Genomic DNA, 24060 nt, shown 5'->3' on the forward strand with positions numbered 1-24060 from the left:
CGGTCGAGAGTGATGTTGCACACCAAGATGCTGCGAAGGCACTGAGCAGAATGGGGCCGGCGGGCAATTCATTCAAGCGACAGATTTTTCGACTGCTCCAGGAGAGCGGCTACTCTATGTCAAAGCCAGCTGAACGGCCCGGACAACAGTTTCAGTTCAGCGGATGAACGCTCATTCGAAGTATGGGGCGACGGTCAGGCGCTCCCCGTTCGACACACTCACGCTAGCGCCCCGGAACCGGGCACCATGGCAATCACCGTCCACGTGGTTCGCCGACTCAAGGCCAGTTTTCGATTGCGTACCTCCGGCAATCCGCGGTTTCGAAATGCGCCGTTGGCCAATTCACCGTGTGCCGGCCAAATTTCGGCAGCTCATCCTTTGACAGGTCGGCGAGACAACTGCGCCACGCGTCGGCGTCGGCCGATTCCGAATTGCCGCGGCACTGCGGATGGCGCTTTTCGCTAATCATGGCCTCCTCCAGTGCGGTTGCAGCCCTTTCCGGTTCTCTGAGTCGGGTCTCGATCTTCGCGACCTCTTTGTACGCCTTGCTTGTATATTCGTCGTCCAGCGCGATTGCCGCGCGCAGCTTGTCCAGCGCCTCAGTATGCTTTCCCTGTAGCTCCAGCGCTTCGCCCAGATTGACATAAGCCTCGGCATAGCGAGGATCGTGTCGAATGGCCGATTCGAACTCGCGTTGGGCTAACTCGGCTGGCTGGGCGTGCAGTCGAAGCGATGAGTCCGTCGGTATATATTCGTGGCTCGCAATTTTAAGGTACTCGCGTCCGAGCGCATTATGCCCGGCGGCGAAAAAGTCGCGGTCGACTGCTACCCGTTGATATTTTTCGAGTGCCTCCTTATCGCAACCCATGTTTTCCAGTGCGATGCCCCAGTTATAGCGAGCCCACGAGAACTTTCGATCGATCCTTATCGCCTGCCGTGCGCGCTCGATCTCTGTCAGGTAATCGAGATTGTTTTCCGCAATCTTGGACAGTCCAAGATTCGCCCACATGGCGAGCTTCTCCTGATCCTTGGGTGACCCATTTTTCAGAACCTTTTCAAATTCATTTGCTGCATCGGTGTATTGGCAAGACGTCCCTTCCTCGCATTCTTTTTGTGCCTGGTCGAAGACAGACGAAGCAAGTATGTAAGGGCTGTAAATCTGCATCGCAGCCCTTGCTCCCCGAGAAATCACTTCATCTACGTCGCCGCGCTGACTGTAAGCATCAAACAGATACGCTTCGCCTCCGGGTCTAACCACGCGTCCGAAGAGCCGCAGCGCCCCACCGTCCCAGACGATTTCCGCGGTGATATGACCGTCACGCCGGGTAATGTCCTTGATCGCGGTCACCACGTCCTGGACCGACATTCCGGTTCCCGGAACCTCAAGATGCAGGTCCTTTGTTCCTTCTTCTTCGAGCGTATCGTGGATCTCGGTAGGCATGACTGAAGACGCAGAATTGATCATCGAAAGCATGTCTTCGCTGAACCTGCTTTGACTCGTGGACGCGGTGAATCCGCTTGCGACAAGATCGCTCGGCGTTGCGATCGGCTCAATTATCGTGACCGAGCGCAAGCCTGAACTCGTATAGACCAGCCCAATGCCTACAGCGGCGATCACTCCAATCGCAACGAGCCCTTTTTGCAGGTAGCCGAGTCCGCGAAAACCGGACTGCACGGCGCGCACGAACACGCCGCCAGCTGTGGCGACGAACCGGACACCTTGCTTGAAAATCTGTGAAAGTTTCATCGCGGCACCTTTCAGTTCGAACGGGCTACCGGAGCAGTCGGCGAACGCGGCTTGCCATTCTTCCGCCGACAGTAGCCGAGCTCATTGAGATCGTTTCTCGTTCGTTGTCCTGCAATAGAAAAAGGACGAGAGTTCCTACAAGAACTAAAGCCGCGAGACATTCACAATGTTAAAAACGAAACACCGGTCGATCGAATTAATCAAATTTCCGATTTAGCACAGCAATAAGAAGCTGCATCGGGACGCCAACCTGAAAAAGGAGTTTCGCGCGCCGAAGAGGCGATGCTGGTCGGGCACAAGCTGATGGGCGAGCACGCGGACCGGCGCCGCAGCGTAGGCCGACGAGGCGTTTCGGGGCGTAATAGCTGCTTGCATTGCGATTGCCGGACGTGAAGAGCCGGAGTTCAGGCAGTTCCTCGTCGAAGGCGCAGCCGACACGCAAGTACGCATCTGCTTACTGTGTGAACGGCAATTCGCAGTCGTCGAGTCGCGAATCACAGAAAAGCAACCAGAAGCTGCCTGACCAACGGTGGTACCCGAACGACGGCTCCGGCCGAACTCCACTCGACGGTTATCGGGCGGATCGCCGATGCGCTGCCGTCATCGGGTGACGGCTTTGCAGGGTGTTGTTCCATGCATCACGGGATTGTTCTCTCCTCATGGCAAACTCCCACAAGAAAGTTGGGAGTTTCATTTTTCGACCACGCTCCGGCGAAGGTTCACAATAGTGCCGATTGTTGCCACTGCAGCATTGCCAACTGGTGTGGCTCGACGGCTGGTCCATGTCGAAACTTGCCGGATGGATAACGGGCGCTATCGTCCGATGCCGTTGCAGGTGGCTTTCGTTAGAATTTGTTTTCGATTCTTTTATTCGTCTATAACCGGAGGCGAACGTGCCAGGATTACTTCCCCATGTCGACCGCGAGGGACTCCTCGAATATTCGGTCGTTTACACCGACCGATCAATCAATCACATGTCGCAGCTCTTTCAAGGAGTCGTACGCGATATTTCCGGCGCCCTGAAAAAAGTCTACAACGCGAAGTCGGCTGTTGTCGTCCCGGGCAGCGGGACTTTCGGCATGGAGGCCGTCGCCCGGCAGTTCGCGACGAACAGGAAGTGTCTGGTCATCCGCAATGGCTGGTTCAGTTTCCGCTGGTCGCAGATTTTCGACATGGGCGATATTCCATCTGAATCGACGGTGTTGAAGGCGCGTCCGGTCGAACAAGGAAGGCAGGCCGCCTATGCACCGGCTCCGATCGAAGAAGTGGTCGCTGCGATCAAGGAAAACAAGCCGGATCTGGTCTTTGCGCCGCATGTCGAAACTGCATCCGGGATGATGTTGCCTGATGCCTATTTGCGTGCCGTGTCCGACGCTGTTCATGCGGTCGGCGGCATGTTTGTACTGGATTGCATCGCCTCCGGTACGATCTGGGTGGACATGCAGGCCAGTGGCGTCGATGTCCTGATCAGCGCACCGCAAAAAGGATGGAGCGCGTCACCCTGCTGCGCACTGGTCATGCTCAGTCCTCTCGCCCGCGAAAGAATCGACGCAACAACCAGCACCAGTTTCGCGTGCGATCTTCGCAAGTGGCTGCAGATCATGGAAGCCTACGAGAACGGCGGGTTCGCGTACCACGCTACGATGCCTACGGACGGTCTCGCGACGCTGCGCGACGTCATGAAGGAAACCGAGGCATATGGCTTCGACAAAGTAAGAGCGGAGCAGCTTGAACTCGGCAAGCGCATTCGCTCACTCTTGAGTAGCAAAGGTTTCAAAAGCGTGGCGGCCGAAGGTTTTCAGTCTCCGGGCGTCGTAGTCTGCTACACGGACGATGACGGCATACGATCCGGCAAGAAATTCGCCGACGCCGGCTTGCAGATCGCGCCCGGCGTTCCCCTTCAATGCGACGAGCCTGAAGACTTCAAGACCTTCCGCGTCGGATTATTTGGCCTGGACAAACTGCATGACGTCGAAGGCGCAGTCGCCAGGCTCGCCAAGGCGTTGGACAGTATTCTTTAGAGCGCTTTTGCGGTACATGTGCGCATGGCTCGCCCTCGCAACCGAAGCGACAGTAGGGCTCCGGAACTTGCCGGGATAGCTTATGCGCACGCTTCGGTCATTGCCATCATTCGAATATCGGCGTTGATCAAGTGGCTAAGGATTGCTTTTGGGTCATTCGCACGTCGGCGTGCTTTAGCTTATCCGGCACCAACGCGAGTCCAACGCCATTGTCGACACGATCGCAACGAACGGTGCACCCGTTTGCGCCAAACTATCTGACGGGCGCACGAACCTCGCCGTCTACCAGCAGCATGCGCTTCTCGGCCGTGACGATGTATTGCACTTTCTGCGTCGCCGTGACGCTGCCATACGATTCGCCATTTACGAAAACGGAGCCATTCTTCAGTTCAACGATGTCATTGCCGACGCGAGCCCTTCCCTGCGTCCCAACGAGTGTTGCTTCGCTGCGATCCGGCGCAGAAGAACTGCTGACAGACGTGCCAGTCCCCGCGGTGCTTGAACTGCACGATGACTCGCAACCAGCGATGGTCGACGCAGCAAGCGTGGCCAGGATAATGGGAATGCCTTTCATCGATCGCTCCTCTCCTGGACGGCAGCTTATCCACACGGGTTGAGGTTACATTTTTGGTCGCTTATGCAGGATAACCTATTAATAAATGAGAAACTAACTGAACACTTTGGCCCAGGATTTTCCGCGTCCGCCGGGATTCATCTGATGGCAGGCTTGGCGTCCGCACAATCTTCACAACAATAATAGTGCGAGAAACGTCGATGGCAATTGTTTCAGCACCGAGAAATGTATGGAGATGTGACGGGTATCCGCTGTCGGCGAAAGCAGTATGGTCTAACAGCGGAAAGCCAAAAGGCTCACCATCGCGCGGCTCCCATATGAATGCAAAAACAGCGCTTTGTATGGTGAGCGCTGAACGAACCGACAATCGGCAGCAGTCGACCCGTTTGAGTCGCTCAGAACCCGTGACCTAATGTCCGCTCCAACTGGGGCACGAGACGTTGGCCAACACCTCGTCGGCCCGTCACTCCTTCACAGGACCTTCGGAGACGGCACCCGCGACTAGGGAAAGCGGCTCTGTTTCGACAGGTTCGATAATGGCAGCGAGACCAGTCACTGATCGCGCATGGCGTTCAAATAGGGCTAGAAGTTCAGGGCGCAGTCCATCGCCGCGGTGGGCTGCGAGCGCGTGAAACGAGAGAAATGGCAACATGGTCGAACTCCTTTCAAAGGGGGGACAGGCAAGCGCTACGCCGATGACGGCATTGGTGCTCCGGGCCCGCAAGATGCCTGCGATTCGAGCGCACCGCCCTTCGTCCGCCGGCCTTGGTTACTGTGCGATCGCATGGACAGGTTATGGCAGTAGGTCGGCACAGACACCCCGATTCTTGCTGTCTATTTCACGTTGCTACGCGTCCAGACGCCGTCGCTTACGAACGACGCATGTAGTGATCGTCGCCACCACGAGACGCGTGTTGGTTCATCGAGTATTGGAGCAAGAAACGGGGGGCGGCTGACTGCTGGCGCCGATATTGTTCAGGCAGAGGGAGGCGATTGCGTTTCCCTCTTTCAGCCACAGTCAATGAGGAATTCACCATGTCCAGGGAAGATGACAACAAGGCCGTCGTGGGCCGCTGGTTCACCGATTTCTGGGGCAAGGCATGCAACCTCGACATCGTCGACGAACTTGCTGCTCCTGACATGCTTCTTCAATACTCGCTGCACGAGACGCGCCGTGGCCGCGAGGACATCAAGGCATTCATGACCGGTTTCCGCGAAGCGTTCCCGGATCTCAACTTCTGGGGCGCCGCTGATCTCATCGCCGAGGGGGACTATGTAGTCGGCCGCTGGGAGGGTGGAGGCACACACACCGGTCCGGCATTCAGCGACTTCCTCATTGGATCGTTGCCTGCTGCGACAGGACGGAAAATGCGCTTCACCGGCACGACCGTGTTACGGCTCAATGGTGGCAAGATCGTCGAGGAAATCGGGCTGGACGACGGCGTAACAGCGCTGCAACAACTTGGGCTCATCAAGGCAGCGTAATCGAAAGCACAGCGCTTCCGCAGCTTTTCAGCAATGGTGCGTATCTAACGCCACGACGGGCCGGGAACACAGCGGCCCGTCGTGGCGTTATCCGTTCAATGGGTGACCGGCTCAAACCAGTTCGACAGCGGCCGCTCGGCCGCAGACGATAGGCGACCGAAACTGGCCGCACTGAGCCCTACGACGAGCGGCTCAGTCCACCCACTCCCGCCGTTTGGTCCTGCCCCCAGATCAGCGGCGGCTTGTTGGATTCCAGCGGTCACCGTCTACGTACTGGCCGGCAAGCGAGGCTACTCGCCTCCAAAATGCTGATGCCGACAAAACCTGTCTTCGATGACGAGACCCCGCGCGGACATCGAAGAGCTCTCTCGTCACCCGGGTTGAACGACGCAATGACCTCGCACAACCGCTGGGCTGACCGTTATCGAACGGCCTGGACGTCATCGAACTTGACTTGTCGCAACCCGCAGCGGGAAAATTAGGAGTTCTTGCAGCCGCGCCCCGCGGCGACAAGTCGGTGTTCGCGTGCCTTCAATGGAGGTTCGTATGAGTTATCACCTGGAAGGTCGTCTACTCGAAGTTTGCAACTGCAAGGTGCTTTGCCCCTGCTGGATCGGCGAGGACCCTGACAACGGTACCTGCGACACCATTGTCGCGTGGCGTATAGACAAGGGAACGGTCGACGGCGTCGATGTGGCCGGCAATACCATCGCGGCCGTCGCCCATGTGCCCGGCAACATCCTGCAAGGCAACTGGACTGCCGCGATCTATGTCGACGACCAGGCCTCAAAGGCGCAGGAAGAGGCACTACTGAAGGTCTATACCGGCCAGGCCGGCGGACCGGTCGCCGACCTCGCCAAGCTCATTGGCCAGGTCGTATCCGTAGAGCGAGCGCCGATCCGCTTTACCGTGGTTGCAGGCAAAGGCGAACTCGAGATCGGCACGAACTACTACGCCGAACTCGAACCCTATCTCGGCGCGACCGGGGGCCAGACCACGCTGTCCGACACCGTGTTCTCGACAGTGCCCGGCGCTCCGGTGTTTGTCGGCAAGGCCCCGACCTATCGATCGAAGAACCCCGCACTCGGCATCGACCTCGACATCAAAAATCACAACGCCCTGCAGAGCACGTTTGTCTTCGATGCATGAGCCCGATGGCCGGCCCAACGTCGGCCCACGCCTCGCGCCATGTTCACGTGTTCATGCCGGTCCTGGTTGCGCTGATTGCGCTCGCGTGGGTAGTGTTATGGGCGTGGGCGCGCAGTCCATACGGACGCTATCTCGAGCACGGTGACTGGACAGCGTCGGGACCGGCGGCATTTCTGTGCCGTGTTGTTCCTGCGGGCTACGTGGTCGTGCCCGTGGTGCTCTACGCAGTCGCATGGATCCTTATGACAGCGGCCATGATGCTGCCGACCACGTTACCGTTGTTCAATGCCTTCGACCGGTTGACGGCGAGTCGCCCTGACCATTGGTACCTTCTTATGTTGCTCGGCCTGGGCTACATGACGGTGTGGGCAGCCTTCGGACTTTTGGCGCATGCACTTCACAGTGCATTGCTGTCCCTGCTCGCCAGCGTACCCACGCTGGCATGGCACGGCTGGCTGATCGGCGTCGCAGTCATTGCGGTGGCTGGCGCATTTCAGTTCAGCAAGCTCAAGTACCGGTGCCTTGAAAAATGCCGCACGCCCTTGAGCTTCGTCATCGAGCACTGGCGTGGGCACGCGCAGGCCCGGAACGCGTTTGCGCTCGGCGCGCAGCACGGCCTGTTCTGTGTCGGTTGCTGCTGGGCGTTGATGCTATTGATGTTCGCGCTCGGTACCGGCAGCCTCGGCTGGATGCTCCTGCTTGCCGCCGTGATGGCGATCGAAAAGAACGTTCGCTGGGGCAAGCGTCTTAGCACGCCCCTCGGCGTGGCGCTTTTGTCGTGGGCAGTCGTTCTGGTGGTGACCCATGCATGACGCGCGCGGTGGCCTGCTCATTTTGCAGACGATCGTGCTCACTGCGGTGGCGATGCTCGCCTTCGCGGCTAATTCACTGCTGTGCCGGCTCGCGCTGCAGCGCGGGGAAATCGATCCGGTCAGCTTCGCCGGCATCAGGTTGGTTTCGGGAGCGATCGTGCTCGCCGTCATCGTGCGGTTCAGGTCAGAACGGCCCGCGCCCGGCCATGCCGACTGGCTCGCCGCTGCCATGCTGTTTGTTTACGTCGCCTTCTTCTCCTTCGCGTATCTCACCTTGTCCGCAGGCACGGGCGCATTGATTCTGTTCGGGGCAGTTCAATTGACGATGTTCAGCGTGGGTCTGCGCTCCGGCGAGAAGTTCGGATCCGTCGCATGGCTCGGTCTCGCACTGGCTGTCGCAGGGCTTGTCTACCTGGTGTCGCCGGGGATCGCCGCGCCGCCGCTCGTCGGTGCGGCGTTGATGGCGATAGCGGGCGTCGCATGGGGCGTGTACTCGTTGCGTGGCCGCGGAGTGGCCGACCCGCTCGCAGCGACGGCGGGAAACTTCGCGCGGGCGGCTCCGCTTGCCCTCTTGCTGAGCGTGCTTTTCATCGCCAACGCCCGCGTTTACGCGAACGGGGCCGGGGTCGCCCTGGCGATTGCCTCCGGCGCGCTCACGTCCGGCATCGGGTATGTCATCTGGTATGCGGCGCTGAGCAAGCTTACCGCCATGCGAGCCGCCACTGTACAGTTGTCGGTGCCGCTGATCGCTGCATTTGGCGGAGTGGCGTTCCTTTCGGAAGCGATCACGCCGCGCCTGGCTGCGGCTTCCGCAACGATTCTTGGTGGTATCGCGATGGTGCTGACCAGCAAGTCGCGCACATAGCGTCCATCGTGCCGGCGAACCGTATTCCCGATCACGCATGGTCGACCATGCCAACAGACGGCGCGCCATTTCGACTGCGATAGTCATGATCGGCGCACGAAGGTCCGTTGACAGGGGCGGAGCCGACGTTCGAACGTCCCTACCTGGCCGGTCACTGTCCCATGCAAACCGAATGGTTCCCCGGTTCTTTCGTTGAGCTTACTCGACGGCATGCGACCCTTCTCGGACGTCCGATTGCCCAGTATGAACCACCAGAACCCGATCTCAAGCAGACTTTGAGATCGGACCCGCCGCAGGTCGTTGACTCTGGCAGTTTATTAGCTGCCTCGCAACGCTCTGCGGTTTCGCACAAGGACCTCAAATGAGTGAATCGCATTGCGACCAGTTCTTGCATGAGGTGCGCGCTCAAGTTTTTCGCAAACGCTCCGATAAGACACAAGCTGGCTGAATAACCGGTTAATAACGTTCATCTTCGATGGAGAAACTTATGCGCTTCATGTCGAAACTCTCGGCCCTTGGCGTAGCCGCGACCTTGGCGGGTTGCGCAGCAGGTCCGAGCCCAGAAGTAGATGCCGGGAAATTTAGTACCGTTCATACGGTAACGGTCGTTTATCCCGGGAAGGCGGTCTACGCTGGCGGGACTGCATCAATGCCACTTCTGGTTCCTGGCGGCGGCTTACTCGGCGCGGCAATTGCGGGCGCTGTAACGGGTGCCGCCAACGCTAGCGTCAGCAAAGCCCCAGCCACCTTTGACGACCTGGTGACGGCAAAACTTGGGGACACAAAACTCAATCGCCAATTCACTGACGGCATTGAAGCAGCACTGCGAACCCATGGTTACGTTGTTAGCGAGGTCGACGCATCTGCGCCGGGATTGCCAAAATTTACCCGGGACGACCATAACCTGCTGCATGCAAGTGGCCCCGCGTATCGAGATAGCGATGCCGTACTTGTCATTAGCGTTTCGCCACAGTACGTCGCACCGGGGCCGTTAAATTCGTATGCACGTATGGTGGTCGGCGAAATCGTCATGTTCAAGGGAGATACGCACGAATCTGTCCTTCGGCAACGAGTCTATTGGCAGAAGTTCTCGGATCCATATAGCTATGGCACGTTTGCTTCGCTCTTGAACGACATTCCCCACGCGATCAGCGGCCTCGACGAGAGTGTGATGGCGCAAGTCGGCCTCTTTGACAGGTCGTTAGACGCCACTCAACGTTGATGCAGACGGCTGCCCCGGAGATTGCGGATGCTGTGAGACAAGCAGTCTACGGCCGAGCAAATCGTGTTTCCTTATGCTCTCAATTTCTCCGGATTCCGTTCATCGATGCGTGTTCCAATTCCTCTCGCGGGCCGCGTCATTCCACGAATCGGACATTGGGCGGTGCGTTGGCATGGTCTGCTCCTGGCCGAGCCCGGTCCGACGCAGACCTCGATCAATCGCTGATTGCAGCGAATATGTGAAAGGCATAAGTCGACCCACAGGGGACCTTCAGATTTGCGCAGAGCGGCCGTTCGCGTAGCAGATAATGAAACCTCTACCCCCAGTTGCCCCAGACCATGACCCTTACTGCTTTTGGCCCCGTCCAGACCAGTCCCAACGGGGACTCTTTCTATCTGGCAATTCCGGGTACGCCTGCCTCGCTTGTGCTCTGCCTTGCGGATCCCGATCGTCCGTCGGCGACGCTGGACACCCTGCGCGACGGACAGATGGTCTCGGCCGTGGAACTGTACGCGCTGCTGCCGGCCCTTGCCGACGCGCACTGGAAACCCATGGACAGCGGGGCCTTGATGGGCTCGGGATCGGCTGGATCGAACATTTGGACGAGTTGCGGGTCACCCTCACGGTCAACGGCACGACCCGCCAAGATATACCCGGCACGGCGTTCGTGGCCATGACGGAGGCGGCGAATGCCGTGTCGGAGGCGCTCCGCCTCGCGCGCGATGCGATGACCGGTTACTGGCTGGTGACGGCAGGCGGAAAGGAATTCACGGCTTTTATCCGCCCCGATAACAGTTGGTGGGTTGCGGAGTCCGTGTCGACGAACGACGCTCGGCGAATCGCACGCGTGAAGGCCTATCGCACCGATGACGATCCGCAGGCGGCACTTAGAGGGTGGGCGTCCTCGCAGGGACAGCCCGTCATCATCACGCAGCGCTAGGCCGTCGTGTCCATTGACCGCTTGTGGCCGCACTGAGTCGGCCAACGGCCGGCTCAAGTCGACCCGTCTCAGTCGTCTGACGTGCCAGCCATCGGATGACTGCCTTCAGGCGCGGCCACCGCTCCCGAGTGCGAGGACGTCCCCTGAGAGACGTGAACGTTGCGCGGGAAGCAGGTGCTCACCCGCGATTAAACACCTTGCTAATGCTTGCTCCACGATCCATGCACGGATCGAGACGCGAGAGTTTGAGCAGATGATCGCGAGATGGCGCTCCCCGCTTGCTGTTTAGATATCCTCGACTGTTGAGGAAACTTCGGGTTCTTCGTGGAGTCTCCTGTCAAGTCGAGCCAATCGCCTGGAGCTGAGCAAGAATCTGAGCGTCGGAGCTTAGCGTCAATTGTGTCGACGAATCAAACTCCAGAAGCCATATCGTAGAGGTCGACGCGGAGTTGTCCGCATCGGCTACACCATTGATTGAGGATGTGCTACAAGGTGCAGATTTCGCGTGTGCTTGTCGTAGACTCACGCCGGCGTTGTTAGTGATAGCGTTGATTGACATGTTCGACTCCAATATCGATCGTGAAGTCGGTATAGGTAAGCTGTCGGCTCTGTTTACGAGGCAGGTCGTTGCCCGGCACTACCGGTGGCGGCCTCTCACCGACCCGCCTCGATACCTGGCTACTCCTGCCCTCGAGCGCTGATGCTCGCTGAGTCGTTCCAATCAATCAAGATCAATTTACGTCACATACCGTTCGCTATTGGTCAACAGATGTGCGCAAGCCGCGTCAGTGAAACGCGCTGTCGTGAGCCATTTCGAACAGCTTGTGATTGTCCCGGTAGTCCACGTGAACGCCGACAATAACGGGACCCGGCGTGTCGAGTGCCGTCTTCATGACTGAAGCGATGTCATCTGCCGTCCGGATCATGAGACCCACCGCACCGAAGGCCTCCGCATACTTCACCGGATCCACCGGTCCGAACGCGATCCCCGATGGACGGCCATATTTGGCGATCTCCTGTACCGCTACCATGTCGTACGTACCATCGATCAAGACCATATGAACGAGGTTCGACTTGAGCCGGACCGCCGTTTCGAGCTCCATGCTTGAAAACAGGAAGCCGCCGTCACCGGAGATCGAGATGACCTTCTCCGTAGGTCGCACCAAAGTCGCGGCAATTGCCCAGGGCAGCGCGACACCAAGCGTCTGCTGACCATTCGAAATCAAAACCTGGCGTGATCTGAAGCTGTAAAGGTAGCGGGCAAACCATAGATGGAACGATCCCATATCCAGACAGAGCGTTACATCGGGATCGAGGAATTTCTGTAGCTCATGCACGATCCTCAGCGGATGGACCGGAGCTCCCCCGAGCCGCGCAGCTTCGTCGCTGAGATGAGCTCGTTCTTCCCTGATCGCGCGGAGGATGGCCGAGGAAATCGGCGATTGCTCTTTACGCTCGGTCACCAACGTCAGAGCCGAAAGAGTCTGATCGATATCGCCAATCAACTCCACGGCCGGACAATAGTACGAGTCAAGATCTGCGGGAAGCACGTCGATGTGAATGATCTTGCGGTTGCACTCTTTGTTCCAGAGAGAGGGCCAATATTCCACAGGGTCGTAGCCGACCGTAATCACGAGATCGGCGGCCTCAAGCAGCCGGTCGGCCGGCTGATTGGCAAGCTGTCCGACGCGCCCGCCGAAGTCTGCCAACAGATGTGCCGCTATCGCACCAGCCGACTGGAACGTACCCACCACGGGCAAGTGGTTCGCGGCGATCAACTGGCGCACAGCACTTGCATTGGCAGGTTTGCTCGCCAGCAACCCAAGCAGCACGACAGGCGTTTGCGCCGCGTTGATCAGACGCGCCGCTTCCGCTATGGCGGCACCGTCAGCAGGCCCCTGCCCTGAGAACCCCGGGGTGACAAGCAGCTTGCCTTCGGCCGGCGCCGACATGATGTCTCGCGGCAGGCTGACGAACGCCGCACCGGGACGACCTGACTCCGCCGCACGGAACGCATTGCTGACTACTTCGGCAACGGCTTGCGGAGCGCCGACGGCCGCGCTGAACTTGGTGACGGGCTTGCAGATCGATACCGAGTCCATAGTCTGATGAAGATGCTTCAATGCTTCGTCGGTTGCAACCGCGCCACCTAGCGCGACGACCGGATCACCTTCGGAGTTTGCTGTCGCAAGACCTGTGACGAGATTCGAGACGCCAGGTCCCGACGTGGCGATGCAGACGCCGGCTTTACCCGTCATGCGACCGATCCCGCCCGCTATGAAGGCTGCATTCTGCTCGTGCCGGCACACGACTGTCCGTATCTTCGAATCGACCAAGGTGTTAAACACGGCATCGATCTTTGCGCCTGGAATGCCAAATACGTATTCAACACCTTGATCTTCCAGTGTGCGGACGACAAGTTCGGCTCCCGTTCGGGCTGAGTTGTCAATTTTGCTAGACATCGTTTATCTCCTAATGGGCCTGTTCGGCGTACGCGAGTTCACCGGCGGAGTTCTTGCTCAGATCCGCCTTGAGGAACGATTCGTTTTCTGGCAACGCGAGATGGAAATCCGTCAGCGCTTCGATGCGAAGCCGCAAGGGGGCGCTCGAACATGCCAGCAGATGACCGCCATGTTTGCGGTCCTCGGATAGAAAGTGAAAGTGATATCCGGCGATACTGAACGCGCTGGAAAATCCCGGCGACCATAGCCCCACGAGCGTACCCCGAATCGCACTCAGTTCGAACTCGGCCTGCGCTTTAGCTGCGTCAATCAACCGGGCACCGCTCTGAGGGGGACTCACCGCGCGCATATGGGCATGGTGGAATTCGCCGTCGAGTCGTATCGCATAGAAGATGTTGTTCGATCTTCGGTACGCGTCGCACTGTTGCATCAGGACATCGAGTGAGTCTGCCGGCCCGATTGAAACATCGACGTCGGGTGTAAAGCGCGTGACGACCGCGAACGGCGCGCAGGCATCCACAGGCGCCTCCGAGACCGTCCCATCACCACGCGCCCGGTAGATAAGGCCGTCAAGCACGACCATCTCTCCGTCAAGGTTTTCGAACGTCCCCAGACCGAAGTCGCCGTGCTTCAGGATTACCTTCGACGAGATTGCGCCGGTGTACACCCCTTCCACCAGAGCACCTGAGGTTGAAACCTGGAAGAGCGTATGCAAAGGCGTATGAAAGTATTCCGCCAGCGCCGCCGCGACGATGGACGACGCACTGGTCCCGGTTCTCGTCATTTCAACTTTTAGCGCGCGCTCAAGGACGGAGGGAATAAGCAGATTGAGTTCAGGCACGTGTCATATCCATAGAGTGACTGCGCGGCGCCGCGCACGACAGGACCATCGATCGATGGATGAGGCGCCGCCGTGAAGCGGCGATGCGATAAAACCAAGATATTCCCGACCGCCCCGCAGAGGAAATCGTCTCTGCGGGTGCCTACACGCAACCGATGTATGACGGAACCTATACGAACGCATGTTGCCTCAGCGCCCTGGCAAGAATCGCTCACCAGCATATACGCGCGTATGTCGCGCGGCGACTCAAGTACGAGCGGCGGTACCGTCAAGTAGGCTGTCTACCCCTCTGGATCCGCAGTATCTTTAGTTGGGGAAGAACTTCGTAAGCACGCTGTTGCCCGGTATAGAGCCTCGCGGCGAAGCCGGACCGATGTCCTCCCCCGTTCACCATTCGCCTGCGCAGAAACTTTATGAGCAACGCACCTGTCACCGCACAGCCTGCGCCAGAATCCACACTTGCCGCAGGCGCACTGTTGAGTGCGATAGGCGGGTTCCTCGACGCCTATACATATGTCGGTCATGGAATGGTGTTTGCGAACGCCCAGAGCGGTAACGTTCTGTTAGCGGCGCTGGCAATTGTCAACGCGCAGTGGTCTTTAGCGATTCGCCATATTCCGCCAATCATCGCCCTCTTTGTTGGGACCTTCTTCGTCCGAGCAGTTCAACTGATCAGCCCACGTCTGGGACTGCGATCCGCCACCGTCTGTCTTGCAGTCGAGGCACTTGTATTGCTTGGCAACGCCGCGCTGCCGGCCGACATAAACGATTATCTGAGCACTGTGTCTATTTCATTCGCCGCGGCGCTGCAATGGTCTGCATTCGCGAACATCGAAGGATGGACGTATACGTCGATCGCGGCGACCGGCAACCTGAGGCAACTTGCCGACTCAATATTCACCCTGTCCGTCGGTGTTGCGCCCGCTGTAGGTAATTCGCCTCGAGCCCGCGCATTTGCGGCAATCTGTACTGGATTCGCCCTGGGCGCAGTAGTAGGCGCCTTTGCGACACACACGATGGGAAACGCGGCCGCACTCCTGCCGGCCGTATGCCTGATAGGCATGCTGATGATGATCGATATCGCTGCGCAGTTCCCCTTGTAGGTCTTCTCCGCCGCCGGATAGCCGCATGAGCAAGAGAAGCCGCAATTCGGGGGAAGTGCAAGGCACCGGACGAGCATACATAAGTATGCGTTCGTCATCCGAGATGATTGAATTGAGAACCATGAGTTCTATAGCACTCCGCGTCCGAGCCAATTATTCTGAAGCCTGAAAAGTTGGAGAAGGTAGGCGCCTGACGGCCGGGCGACCGAACTACTATCGGTCAAACTTCAAATTTTCCATACGACAATATTTACACGTCGTTATCGTCGCGTTCATCCACAGTATTTTTAAAATATTTCGCTAACCTCATCAATGACAGGTGAATATATGATCTCGAAAAATGTAGCAATTGGCGTCGTAACAGCCGTCGTGCTGTGCACGGCAGCTTATGCGCAAACTCCGGCAGTAAGCTCGATGAGTAATGACTCGAATGCCAATTCCGCCGCACTCGACCAAGGGCAGTCGACAAAAAAGGCCGAGCGTGCGGCGAATCGGGCTTTCGCTAAGCGGATCAGGCAGACCCTCTACAAGACCAAGGGTCTCGAGGACTCTGACATCGTCGTCTTCGCGAAGGCCAAGACAGGGCAGGTGACGCTATCGGGGTTCATCCTGACTGAGGACCAGGATCACATTGCTACAGCTGCCGTTGGCAAAGTTCAAGGTGTCTCCTCGGTGACCAGTAAACTGACTCTGCAGGAACAAGGGGGTTAAGCAAGCTGATAGCCCGACCGGCGGCGGCCGGGCGGGCGCGCTACTTGACGCCATACCCCGCGAGAGGCTCTCTGAACGGTTCGGTCATTGGGCTGCGGGTGCAACTCACGGCATTAAGGACGAGCTAACGCTTCGGCGCGGGCCAACCAATCGCGTAGCACCTCGCCGCTGCAGGGCGATGGAGGCAGCGCGGTCTCGCGCAAAGATCTTATATCCACGCCCGCGTGCGCCAATTCGAACGCATGCCCGACGAGCCAACTCTCGATGGCGGCAGCCGAAGCTTCGAGGTGAAATTGCAGACCAAGCACATGCGTGCCGATCGAAAATGCCTGGTTCGGGTAAAGCTCGGTGGAAGCCAGCCGCTCAGCGTCCGCTGGCAAATCGAACGTATCGCCATGCCAATGCAGGACCGGCACATCCGCCGATAGAGGTGCAAGCACCGACTCCTTCCCGGCGGCCGTTAACATCACCCTCCCCCAACCGATCTCCTTTACTGCTCCCGGGTAGACCTTTGCACCGCATGCTCTTGCGATCAGTTGCGCCCCGAGGCAAATCCCCAACAGCGGCATTTCCATGTTCAGTCGTTGTTCGATCAGTGACAGTTCATGGCACAGAAACGGATATCTGCCTTCCTCGTACGCGCCGATCGGTCCACCGAGAATCACCACGACGTCGGGTGCGCGGATATCGAGGTCCCGCAGGTTCCCCGTAGGCGCCTCAACGTACTCAATCCGACACCCTGCTTCAATGAACGCCGGTTCGAAGGCACCCAGATCTTCGAACGGCACGTGACGAATGGCTAGGACATGCTTCATTGCTTAAACCTCGTTGACAGCTTGCGTTGCTGCGAGTTGATATTGCTCGTGCGTCGACGCGAGTTCCTCCCGGATGCGCGTGCGCGCTGCCGGCTCTCGACGATGGAGGGAAACAATCCACCCGGCGCCTGCTGCCAGGTAAGCGAAAAAGATATAGGGGAAGTAGACAACCGGCGCGGGCGGCAGCGGATAGACGCTGCCGATGGCGGGGATCATGAGTAGCAACAGCGCCGCAACACAGTAGCCAACGTCGCGCCGGCGCAGTTGTCCGAGCCGGGAGAGGTACACGGGTGCTGCGATCGTGATCAAGAAGTACGGCACGAGGAAGCCAAACGCGGCCAACGTGCCGACCCAGTTGAATATATCGAGAGGGGCATTGTGGGCCGCGAAAAGTATCGCCGGAACGAGAAAAGCGATGATCGCCATCAGCGAAACCGCGACGTGCGGGGTTTCGTTCGTCGAATGGGCGTCTGCTGTTGCCTCATGAAAAAGGCCATGCCGTCCCATTGCAAAGATCACCCGCGCCCCTGCATTGATGCACGAAAGGGTCAGCGAAAAGAACGTGAACATTGCACCGAGCGATAGCGGCACCTGCAGAAACTTGACGTGCGCAAGTTCGGCCAAAATGTTCAGCGGCGCATCGATCTTATCGAGCGTGATTGCGTAGCCGGTGAAGCCATCAACCATCACATAGGTGACGAAGACGAAGAATACGCCGGACACGATCAGGCTCCAGATCACCGCACGTGGAATCGACTTCAGCGGATCTTTCGCTTCCGTACCGAACGCAGTCGCACACTCGAAGCCAACCAAGCTGAAAATCGCGACCACCACGCCGAGCCCCATACTTGAGAGCGGCGTATCGCTCAGGCCAAGTTGTTTTGTGTCGATGGCGAAATGACGCGACTGAAGCACGATGAAGCAAAGCCCCAGGATTAATAGCATCGAGGCGCCCTCAAGAATTAGCATCAGTACCGCAGAGAGCTGCACGTTTCTCCACGCGCAATACCACGCAGTGACGGCGCAGACGACAAAGAAAACCAGCGGAGAGACGCTGTGCCCCGCCATCTGGGTCAGCTTGCCCGCGAACACGGCGAACCCCGTCATGCCCGCCATGGCGATTCCCAGATAGGCCCAAACGAGCGACCAACCTGCGACCCCACCTGCGGTGAGCCCAAGTCCTCTGCAGGTATAGGCATACATCGACCCGACCCCTGCCGAGCGGCGTGCAAACTGGTTGAGATTGAAGGCAACGAACAGCAGCATTACGGTACCCAGCGCATACGCCAACCAACTCATATTGCCCGTATTGGAGAACATCACGGGAATGATCAGCGCGGCGGTCATGGTCGGGGAAATCAGTGCAACGGCTTGACCCAGCAACTCCGAAAAGCTCAAACAATTCGCTCGTAGGGGATTCGTTTCCATGGATTGCACCTTTAGGTCGATGACGACGAACTCGTTTGCCGCGAACAAGATTCGGGCTCCGTAATCAGTAAGCCGATGGTACGATCGCCTTGGACCAGGTGAATCCTCCAGAAAATTAAAGCAGGGTGGACCAGCATGCTGAGACCGTCGGAGATGGGCATCAAGGTGGACAAGGACCAAAAGATGCCTCCTTACCTGCAGATTGCCCTCGCCATCATCGAAGAAATTCGCCGCGGCAGGCTTCAGCCGGGAGGCGCGTTGCCCGGTACGAGGGACCTCGCCGAGCAATTAGGTGTCAACCGCAAAACGGTGATCCTTGCCTATGACGAGCTCACCGCACAAGGTTGGCTGACCCCGGAGCGCGCACGGGGGACGTTCGTGTCGCCGCGTCTGCCGACTGCCCAGCCGGCGGCCTTCGCCTTTCGGCCTGTCGAAACGGCGCCGATGCCTCAGGAGCCCGATTTCCGCCTTCCCGGACAAAAGACCCGTGTCGACATATTGCTGCCGGAGCCGGGAGTACTGATGTTCGACGATGGCGCGCCCGACACCCGCCTCGTGCCTGTCAATGAAATGGCACGTGCGTATCGCCGCAGCCTGCTTTCGCTAAGTCGCGACAACCTGCTAGGGTACGGTGATCCCCGCGGCGCGCGGGCGCTGCGGCGGTCGATCTCAGCGATGCTCAATGCGGACCGCGGTCTCAACACAACCGCTGACACCATCTGCCTGACCCGCGGGAGCCAGATGGCCATCTTCATCGCTGCGCGAGTGCTCACACAGGCTGGCGACACAGCTGTGCTGGAGTCGCTGAGCTATCCCCCTGCAAGAGAAGCGTTTCTCGCAAACGGCGTCGAGGTAGTGACGGCACGCGTCGACGAGAAGGGTATGCGCCTTGACGATCTTGAGAAGCTTTGCCGGAACAAGCGTGTGCGGTGTGTCTACCTGACGCCGCACCATCAGTTTCCGACCACGGTCCTGTTGCCGCCTGAACGGCGCTTGCGGCTACTCGCGCTCGCCGACCAGTTTGGCTTTGCAATAATCGAGGATGACTATGACCACGACTTTCATTTCTCGCACCGTCCGATGCTGCCGCTCGCTAGCGCCGATCAATGGGGCAAGGTCGCGTATATCGGCTCGCTCTCCAAACTGCTTACGCCAAGCTTGCGGAGCGGTTACATTGTCGGCGCCAAACGGTTCGTCGACCGGGTTGCGGAAGAGATTCTGCTAATTGACCGACAGGGCGATCCGGCAACAGAGCTAGCGGTGGCCGAAATGATGGAAGCTGGCGAGATCCGGCGTCATGCGCGTAAGGTGCTGCGCATCTATGATGACAGACGAATGTTGTTCGCCGATCTGCTAAAGCGCCACTTCGGCTCAGCCATCGACTTCGAGCTGCCCGATGGAGGGCTTGCTTTCTGGGTACGATTCGCGGAGAACGTAGACGTTGGCGAGCTTGTCTTAAGCGCCGCCCGTCATGGCGTGAAAATCCTGCCTGGGGCGACCTATTCGATGTCCGGCGAACCGACTTCGGGTCTTAGACTCGGCTTCGCAAGCCTGAACGAACGCGAACTCACGGAAGCGGTCTCAAGGCTTGCGTCGAGCTGGCAACGCCTCGGCCTAGGGGACGCATAGGGAGGCTGCGCTGGTAGGTTGCCCAGCGCAGGTAGGACGTGATTCAACGCCTTTCGTCAACCAGCGAAACGTCAGCTTTCCGACTCAAAGAACTCGTCCCCAAGCAACATATCCTCGAAAAAGGCTCCGTAGGCTTTCTCCGGGTGACGGATATGAATCTCCAAAACCCATAGCAGCGGCGCAGGATGAAAAGGCACTTCGGCGAGGGGCCCCTCGTACACCACCGCATGTGGAAAGTCCGAGATACGATGGCCAGATAAATCGAGATTTAGTTTCCACCCGAGTTCGGTCGCGCGGCGCTCGGCGAATTCGTAGAGCGTCTGACCCGTAAACTTGTCATCACGCCATTTCGCGCGCACTTCGTGGAAAAGCGCTTTTGCGTCACGCGCACAGCGAGTCATTTCGGCATCCGCACCCGTGATAAACGTATCACCGCCGTCGCCTTCCCATTTTTCCCAAACGGGACCGATGTCTATCAGAAAGATGTCCTCCTCACCAAGCACAATACCGGGATCGGACGGTGCCCCAAAGGTCTTCGTGGTATTCGAGCCGAAGCGCACGTACACATCGTGCCATCCACGTCGCATGCCGGCGGCCTTGAGAACGTCTTTCGCCATCTCGACAGCATCCTCCTCGACCATTCCAGGGCGGCATTGCGCGGCGATGGCGTGGATAGCGGCGCGGGTCTTGTCACGAACCGAGAGCATGGTATCCGCAGCAAATGCGGTGCCGACGCGCTCAAGATCGGTCAGGGCGAGTGTACTCATGAGGAAATGCTCCGTACTTTTGTCTTGCGGTTGAAGTTGAAGCCGAACAACGTCTGACTTCAGGGAATAGAGAGGGCAAGACCGCTCGTTGAGGCATCGACCCGTATCTGGCAAGCAAGACGCGAATGGCCCGTCGCTTCGGGTAGGCACTCGAGCAATTCTCGCTCGTCACGGCCAGGTGGCGGCAATCTCGCGCACGACGCCGCATCAATCTCGACCAAGCACGTCCCGCACGCCCCTCGGCCCCCGCATACGCTGGGGACCGCAACACCCAGACGGCGCAACGCGCCAAGCAGCGACTCGTTCAAAGGCACAGCATAAACAATGCCATTGACCTTGATCTGAACCACATCCATGTTGTCGCTTGCCGTGCCGCAAGCGGGGACCGTTGCCCCAAACGGGTCGGCGAAGAATGCCTCAGCACGTAGCCCACGTTTTGAGCTCAAGGCCTCATGCGCTGTCGCAACCATCGCAGGCGCGCCGCACGCGTAGACGTCGACGTCGGCGAGCGAGGCAAAGTCGTGGAGGACGGCCTCATGAACGCGAGTGCCGCGCGGCGTATCCGCATCGGCGCCAACACGCGAGAATACGGGGATGAACCGGAAGTTATCGTGGATGCGAGTCCACGAGTGGACCAGGTCGCACATATACAGGTCGTCTTCTGTCCGACCTCCCCAGTAAAGCGACATGGGCCGCGTCCATCCCTTGGAGAACGCTTCCTCCACGATCGCACGCACAGGTGCGAAACCCGTACCCGTGCAAAGAAAGAGCGCAGATTTGGAAACCGTATCGCTGTGTAGTCCGAAGTCGCCGAATGGACCTCTCCAGGACAGTACGTCACCGCATTCGATCCGCCTCAAGGTGTGGTCACTGAAGAGGCCATCAACAACGCGTCGGACGTGAAGTTCGATGCATCCTTCATGGAGACACGACGTCGCCAGTGAGAAACACCTGTATCGCCCATCAGAGGCCTTCACCTCAATATACTGACCAGACGTATAAGCAAACGTGCACCCTTCTTCCACGCGGATTCTGAGTATCGTGACGCCGGGTACGCAACGTTCGATTTGCACGACTGTGCCTTGTATCAACGCGAACTCATCTGCGTTATGAGGCCGACGCGCGCGCGGAACTCGCAATTGCAGGTCTTCAGTAACAGCCGTGCGAATCATATTCAGCCTATGACGAGTAAATCCATAACGCTAGCCTAGATAAAGCACGGACCTACCGGCACCTCCAGTTTTTCAAAACAGACTGGTCCACGGAAACCAACCATCTGTATGAGCGAGTCACTCGATGGTAAGAGAGCCGTTATCCCTAGATACGATGGTGCTTCGCTATTACCAACGATAGATTAGGGTCTACGGAATGCTCATAAGTTGCCGCATACATTGAGACAGACTGTACGCCCCAAGGTCAAGCAGGGGCGCCCCCCCAAAATTAACCCTCTCCAGGAGGCATCGTGTCGGATCTATGGCGTTTGTCCGCAACTGAACTTGCTCATCTCATTCGCACTCGCAAAGTCTCTGCGAGGGAAGCAGCTGAGGCCGCACTTCAAAGGCTTAACGCGGTCAACCCGCAGATCAATGCGGTCGTCGCGCACCGGCCCGACTGGGTGCGCGAACAGGCCGACCAGGTCGACAGATTATTGGCCCGCGGCGAGGACCCTGGTCCGTTGGCTGGTGTTCCGGTCACTGTGAAGATCAACACAGATCAGGCAGGGTTCGCTACGACCAACGGCACACGACTACAGGAGGATCTGGTGGCGCAGGCCAACAGTCCAGCGGTCGATAATCTCCAGCGAGCCGGGGCGGTGCTGCTCGGCCGCAGCAATGCACCGACCTTCGCCTTGCGCTGGTTTACCAGCAATCTCGTTCACGGCGCCACGCGCAATCCGCGCGATCCGTCGTTGACGCCAGGTGGCTCTTCGGGCGGTGCGGCAGCCGCCGTCGCCGCCGGCATTGGTCATCTGGCACTCGGCACCGACATCGGAGGCTCGATCCGCTATCCGGCCTATGCCTGCGGAATCCACGGAATACGCCCTACGTTCGGACGTGTCCCGGCCTTCAACGCATCCTCGCCGGAGCGCGCAATCGGTGCCCAATTGATGTCCGCGACCGGCCCGATCGCCCGCACGATCAACGATCTTCAAGCTGGGCTCCTCGCGATGTCGGCTCGCGATCTTCGCGATCCCTGGTGGGTGCCGGTGCCCATCGCAGGTACTGCCATGCCGCGCCATGCAGCTATCTGTCTTCGCCCAGGCGGACTACAGATTAGCAAGGAGGTCGAAGCAGCACTGCTGGACGCAGGACGCAGGCTTGCAGACGCCGGTTGGACGGTGGAAGAAATCGAGGATACGCCGTCAATCCGCGAGGCGGCTCAGGTGCAGGAACGGCTGTGGCTTGGCGACGGGTTCGCAGGATTGGTCGACGCCGTTGCGCGCGACGGCGATCCCGGCGCGCATGCGGTGGTCGAAGCCTCGCGCGCCAAGGTCGCAACGCTGCCCGCCGATGTGATAAGTCGTGAGCTGGTACGACGCACCACCTTGACACGCCAATGGCGTCAATTCCTGACCACATATCCAGTGCTATTGCTGCCTGTATCGGCGGAGCTGCCGTTCCCAGACAACCTCGACATGCGCGGCAACGAAGCTTTCGAGCGCGTGTGGGAAGCGCAACTAACGATGAGAGCTCTGCCTGCTATGGGGTTACCGGGCCTCGTTGTCTCCACAGGCCTCGTTGGTTCGGTACCTGTAGGCGTACAGATCGTCGCCGGTCACTATCGGGAAGATCTGTGTCTACTTGCAGGCAAAGCGATCGAAGCTCGCGGCACGCCGCCGTCTCCAATCGATCCTGTCGTATAGGCAAGCTGAAAAGGCATCGTGCCCGTCCCGAGCCGGCCCGCCGCCTCGGTCGAGATTCGTATCGCAATGTATCCATAGATGAACGGGACACATACGCATGCACTTGACCAGCCTTCCCGACACAACCTAGATAACTCGGCGGCCTTTAATGCATCTACGCCGGACGCATGGAAAGGAGGCCGACTCTGCAAACGCCGTCGGACTGCGTTTCCGGGCCTCTCGCATCTGGCAACGCCCCTGTTAGCCAAGACAAACTCCGGAGGTAGTCGCCATGAAGTTACTCATTCAAGCCGTCGTTCTAGCTATCGCTATCGCCACGCCGATCGCTTGCTTCGCACAGGCAGAGGAGCCTTTGACCCGCGCGCAGATCCTTGTCGAGCTAATCCAGCTTGAACAGGCTGGTTACCGCCCCGCCGAAGGGGTGGATCCGAATTATCCCGCCGACATCCAGGCGGCCGAGACGCGTGTGGCGGCAAAAAATGGCAAGACCAACAGCGTTGGCGGTGCTGTCGGCAGCATCTCGGCATCGGGAGCCCATGCAGATCCTGGTCACTGAAACGACTACGACCATCCCCCGCCGTGCCTAACGGCACTCACATGACCGCCCCAAGATTCGAATGACGACA

20 protein-coding genes are annotated in these 24060 nt (G+C 58.7%); 12 read left to right on the forward strand and 8 right to left on the reverse strand.

Features of this window, described 5'->3' with window-relative positions:
* Positions 1–277: 277 nt before the first annotated feature.
* Entirely contained in the window at positions 278–1747 is a 1470-nt protein-coding gene (locus tag BUS06_RS33270) for a tetratricopeptide repeat protein (protein WP_074268519.1), read from the reverse strand.
* An 893-nt stretch (positions 1748–2640) separates the two neighbouring features.
* Between BUS06_RS33270 and BUS06_RS33275 the strand changes: the two genes are divergently transcribed.
* Positions 2641–3768, forward strand: a complete 1128-nt coding sequence (locus tag BUS06_RS33275) for an aminotransferase class V-fold PLP-dependent enzyme (protein WP_074268520.1) — start codon at positions 2641–2643, stop codon at positions 3766–3768.
* Positions 3769–4021: 253 nt separating this feature from the next.
* Here the strand turns inward: BUS06_RS33275 and BUS06_RS33280 are convergent, their stop codons facing one another.
* Positions 4022–4342, reverse strand: a complete 321-nt coding sequence (locus tag BUS06_RS33280) for a hypothetical protein (protein WP_143787695.1) — start codon at positions 4340–4342, stop codon at positions 4022–4024.
* A gap of 1035 nt (positions 4343–5377) precedes the next feature.
* Between BUS06_RS33280 and BUS06_RS33290 the strand changes: the two genes are divergently transcribed.
* From BUS06_RS33290 to BUS06_RS33315, 6 genes are all read left to right on the forward strand, one after another.
* Positions 5378–5827 (forward strand): ester cyclase, encoded by a 450-nt coding sequence (locus tag BUS06_RS33290; protein ID WP_074268522.1) that lies wholly within the window; start codon positions 5378–5380, stop codon positions 5825–5827.
* Between the two features lie 546 nt (positions 5828–6373).
* Positions 6374–6976 carry a DUF1326 domain-containing protein gene (locus tag BUS06_RS33295; RefSeq protein WP_074268523.1) on the forward strand — a complete coding sequence of 201 codons (603 nt, stop codon included), beginning with the start codon at positions 6374–6376 and terminating at the stop codon, positions 6974–6976.
* A complete protein-coding gene (locus BUS06_RS33300; protein ID WP_074268524.1) occupies positions 6973–7788 on the forward strand; it encodes a DUF2182 domain-containing protein in 816 nt (271 codons plus the stop codon). The genes BUS06_RS33295 and BUS06_RS33300 overlap by 4 nt, the downstream gene beginning before the upstream one ends.
* The gene (locus tag BUS06_RS33305; protein ID WP_074268525.1) at positions 7781–8653 is read left to right on the forward strand and encodes a DMT family transporter; all 873 of its coding nucleotides are present in this window, start codon (positions 7781–7783) and stop codon (positions 8651–8653) included. The genes BUS06_RS33300 and BUS06_RS33305 overlap by 8 nt, the downstream gene beginning before the upstream one ends.
* 475 nt (positions 8654–9128) lie before the next feature.
* Entirely contained in the window at positions 9129–9875 is a 747-nt protein-coding gene (locus tag BUS06_RS33310; RefSeq protein ID WP_254369035.1) for a hypothetical protein, read from the forward strand.
* Positions 9876–10473: 598 nt separating this feature from the next.
* Positions 10474–10815 (forward strand): hypothetical protein, encoded by a 342-nt coding sequence (locus tag BUS06_RS33315; RefSeq protein ID WP_074268527.1) that lies wholly within the window; start codon positions 10474–10476, stop codon positions 10813–10815.
* A 785-nt stretch (positions 10816–11600) separates the two neighbouring features.
* Here the strand turns inward: BUS06_RS33315 and alsS are convergent.
* Positions 11601–13277 (reverse strand): acetolactate synthase AlsS, encoded by a 1677-nt coding sequence (gene alsS / locus BUS06_RS33320; protein WP_074268528.1) that lies wholly within the window; start codon positions 13275–13277, stop codon positions 11601–11603.
* 10 nt (positions 13278–13287) lie between these two features.
* Positions 13288–14118: an acetolactate decarboxylase gene (gene budA, locus BUS06_RS33325; protein ID WP_074268529.1), complete on the reverse strand. Its 831-nt coding sequence runs from the start codon at positions 14116–14118 to the stop codon at positions 13288–13290.
* Between the two features lie 413 nt (positions 14119–14531).
* Here budA and BUS06_RS33330 point away from each other — a divergent pair, with 413 nt between their 5' ends.
* A complete protein-coding gene (locus tag BUS06_RS33330) occupies positions 14532–15221 on the forward strand; it encodes a YoaK family protein (RefSeq protein WP_074268530.1) in 690 nt (229 codons plus the stop codon).
* Positions 15222–15548: 327 nt separating this feature from the next.
* On the forward strand, positions 15549–15932 hold the full coding sequence (locus BUS06_RS33335) for a BON domain-containing protein (RefSeq protein WP_074268531.1): 384 nt from the start codon (positions 15549–15551) through the stop codon (positions 15930–15932).
* Positions 15933–16045: 113 nt separating this feature from the next.
* On the opposite strand, the gene BUS06_RS33340 is transcribed toward BUS06_RS33335, so the two are convergent.
* Positions 16046–16747, reverse strand: coding sequence for a glutamine amidotransferase (locus BUS06_RS33340; protein ID WP_074268532.1), 702 nt, complete (start codon positions 16745–16747; stop codon positions 16046–16048).
* Between the two features lie 3 nt (positions 16748–16750).
* Positions 16751–18175, reverse strand: coding sequence for an APC family permease (locus tag BUS06_RS33345; RefSeq protein ID WP_074269464.1), 1425 nt, complete (start codon positions 18173–18175; stop codon positions 16751–16753).
* Between the two features lie 135 nt (positions 18176–18310).
* Here BUS06_RS33345 and BUS06_RS33350 point away from each other — a divergent pair, with 135 nt between their 5' ends.
* On the forward strand, positions 18311–19804 hold the full coding sequence (locus BUS06_RS33350) for a MocR-like pyridoxine biosynthesis transcription factor PdxR (protein WP_074268533.1): 1494 nt from the start codon (positions 18311–18313) through the stop codon (positions 19802–19804).
* Positions 19805–19875: 71 nt separating this feature from the next.
* On the opposite strand, the gene BUS06_RS33355 is transcribed toward BUS06_RS33350, so the two are convergent.
* Both BUS06_RS33355 and BUS06_RS38740 read right to left on the reverse strand, forming a co-directional pair.
* Positions 19876–20571 carry a M24 family metallopeptidase gene (locus BUS06_RS33355; protein ID WP_074268534.1) on the reverse strand — a complete coding sequence of 232 codons (696 nt, stop codon included), beginning with the start codon at positions 20569–20571 and terminating at the stop codon, positions 19876–19878.
* A 59-nt stretch (positions 20572–20630) separates the two neighbouring features.
* Entirely contained in the window at positions 20631–21743 is a 1113-nt protein-coding gene (locus BUS06_RS38740) for an NAD(P)H-flavin reductase (protein WP_074268535.1), read from the reverse strand.
* 290 nt (positions 21744–22033) lie between these two features.
* On the opposite strand from BUS06_RS38740, the gene BUS06_RS33365 reads away from it, so the two are divergent.
* Positions 22034–23434: an amidase family protein gene (locus BUS06_RS33365; RefSeq protein WP_074268536.1), complete on the forward strand. Its 1401-nt coding sequence runs from the start codon at positions 22034–22036 to the stop codon at positions 23432–23434.
* Between the two features lie 271 nt (positions 23435–23705).
* Positions 23706–23990 (forward strand): DUF4148 domain-containing protein, encoded by a 285-nt coding sequence (locus BUS06_RS33370; protein ID WP_074268537.1) that lies wholly within the window; start codon positions 23706–23708, stop codon positions 23988–23990.
* Positions 23991–24060 lie beyond the last annotated feature (70 nt).

The organism is Paraburkholderia phenazinium (assembly GCF_900141745.1).
GTDB lineage: Bacteria > Pseudomonadota > Gammaproteobacteria > Burkholderiales > Burkholderiaceae > Paraburkholderia > Paraburkholderia phenazinium_B.

Bases quoted from the DNA above. Each gene is read 5' to 3' on its own strand.
- BUS06_RS33270 (WP_074268519.1), bottom strand. From the start codon at position 1,747: ATGAAACTTTCACAGATTTTCAAGCAAGGTGTCCGGTTCGTCGCCACA.
- BUS06_RS33280 (WP_143787695.1), bottom strand. From the start codon at position 4,342: ATGAAAGGCATTCCCATTATCCTGGCCACGCTTGCTGCGTCGACCATC.
- BUS06_RS33290 (WP_074268522.1), top strand. From the start codon at position 5,378: ATGTCCAGGGAAGATGACAACAAGGCCGTCGTGGGCCGCTGGTTCACC.
- BUS06_RS33295 (WP_074268523.1), top strand. From the start codon at position 6,374: ATGAGTTATCACCTGGAAGGTCGTCTACTCGAAGTTTGCAACTGCAAG.
- BUS06_RS33300 (WP_074268524.1), top strand. From the start codon at position 6,973: ATGAGCCCGATGGCCGGCCCAACGTCGGCCCACGCCTCGCGCCATGTT.
- BUS06_RS33305 (WP_074268525.1), top strand. From the start codon at position 7,781: ATGCATGACGCGCGCGGTGGCCTGCTCATTTTGCAGACGATCGTGCTC.
- BUS06_RS33310 (WP_254369035.1), top strand. From the start codon at position 9,129: ATGGAGAAACTTATGCGCTTCATGTCGAAACTCTCGGCCCTTGGCGTA.
- alsS (WP_074268528.1), bottom strand. From the start codon at position 13,277: ATGTCTAGCAAAATTGACAACTCAGCCCGAACGGGAGCCGAACTTGTC.
- BUS06_RS33330 (WP_074268530.1), top strand. From the start codon at position 14,532: ATGAGCAACGCACCTGTCACCGCACAGCCTGCGCCAGAATCCACACTT.
- BUS06_RS33335 (WP_074268531.1), top strand. From the start codon at position 15,549: ATGATCTCGAAAAATGTAGCAATTGGCGTCGTAACAGCCGTCGTGCTG.
- BUS06_RS33340 (WP_074268532.1), bottom strand. From the start codon at position 16,747: ATGAAGCATGTCCTAGCCATTCGTCACGTGCCGTTCGAAGATCTGGGT.
- BUS06_RS33345 (WP_074269464.1), bottom strand. From the start codon at position 18,175: ATGGAAACGAATCCCCTACGAGCGAATTGTTTGAGCTTTTCGGAGTTG.
- BUS06_RS33350 (WP_074268533.1), top strand. From the start codon at position 18,311: ATGCTGAGACCGTCGGAGATGGGCATCAAGGTGGACAAGGACCAAAAG.
- BUS06_RS33355 (WP_074268534.1), bottom strand. From the start codon at position 20,571: ATGAGTACACTCGCCCTGACCGATCTTGAGCGCGTCGGCACCGCATTT.
- BUS06_RS38740 (WP_074268535.1), bottom strand. From the start codon at position 21,743: ATGATTCGCACGGCTGTTACTGAAGACCTGCAATTGCGAGTTCCGCGC.
- BUS06_RS33370 (WP_074268537.1), top strand. From the start codon at position 23,706: ATGAAGTTACTCATTCAAGCCGTCGTTCTAGCTATCGCTATCGCCACG.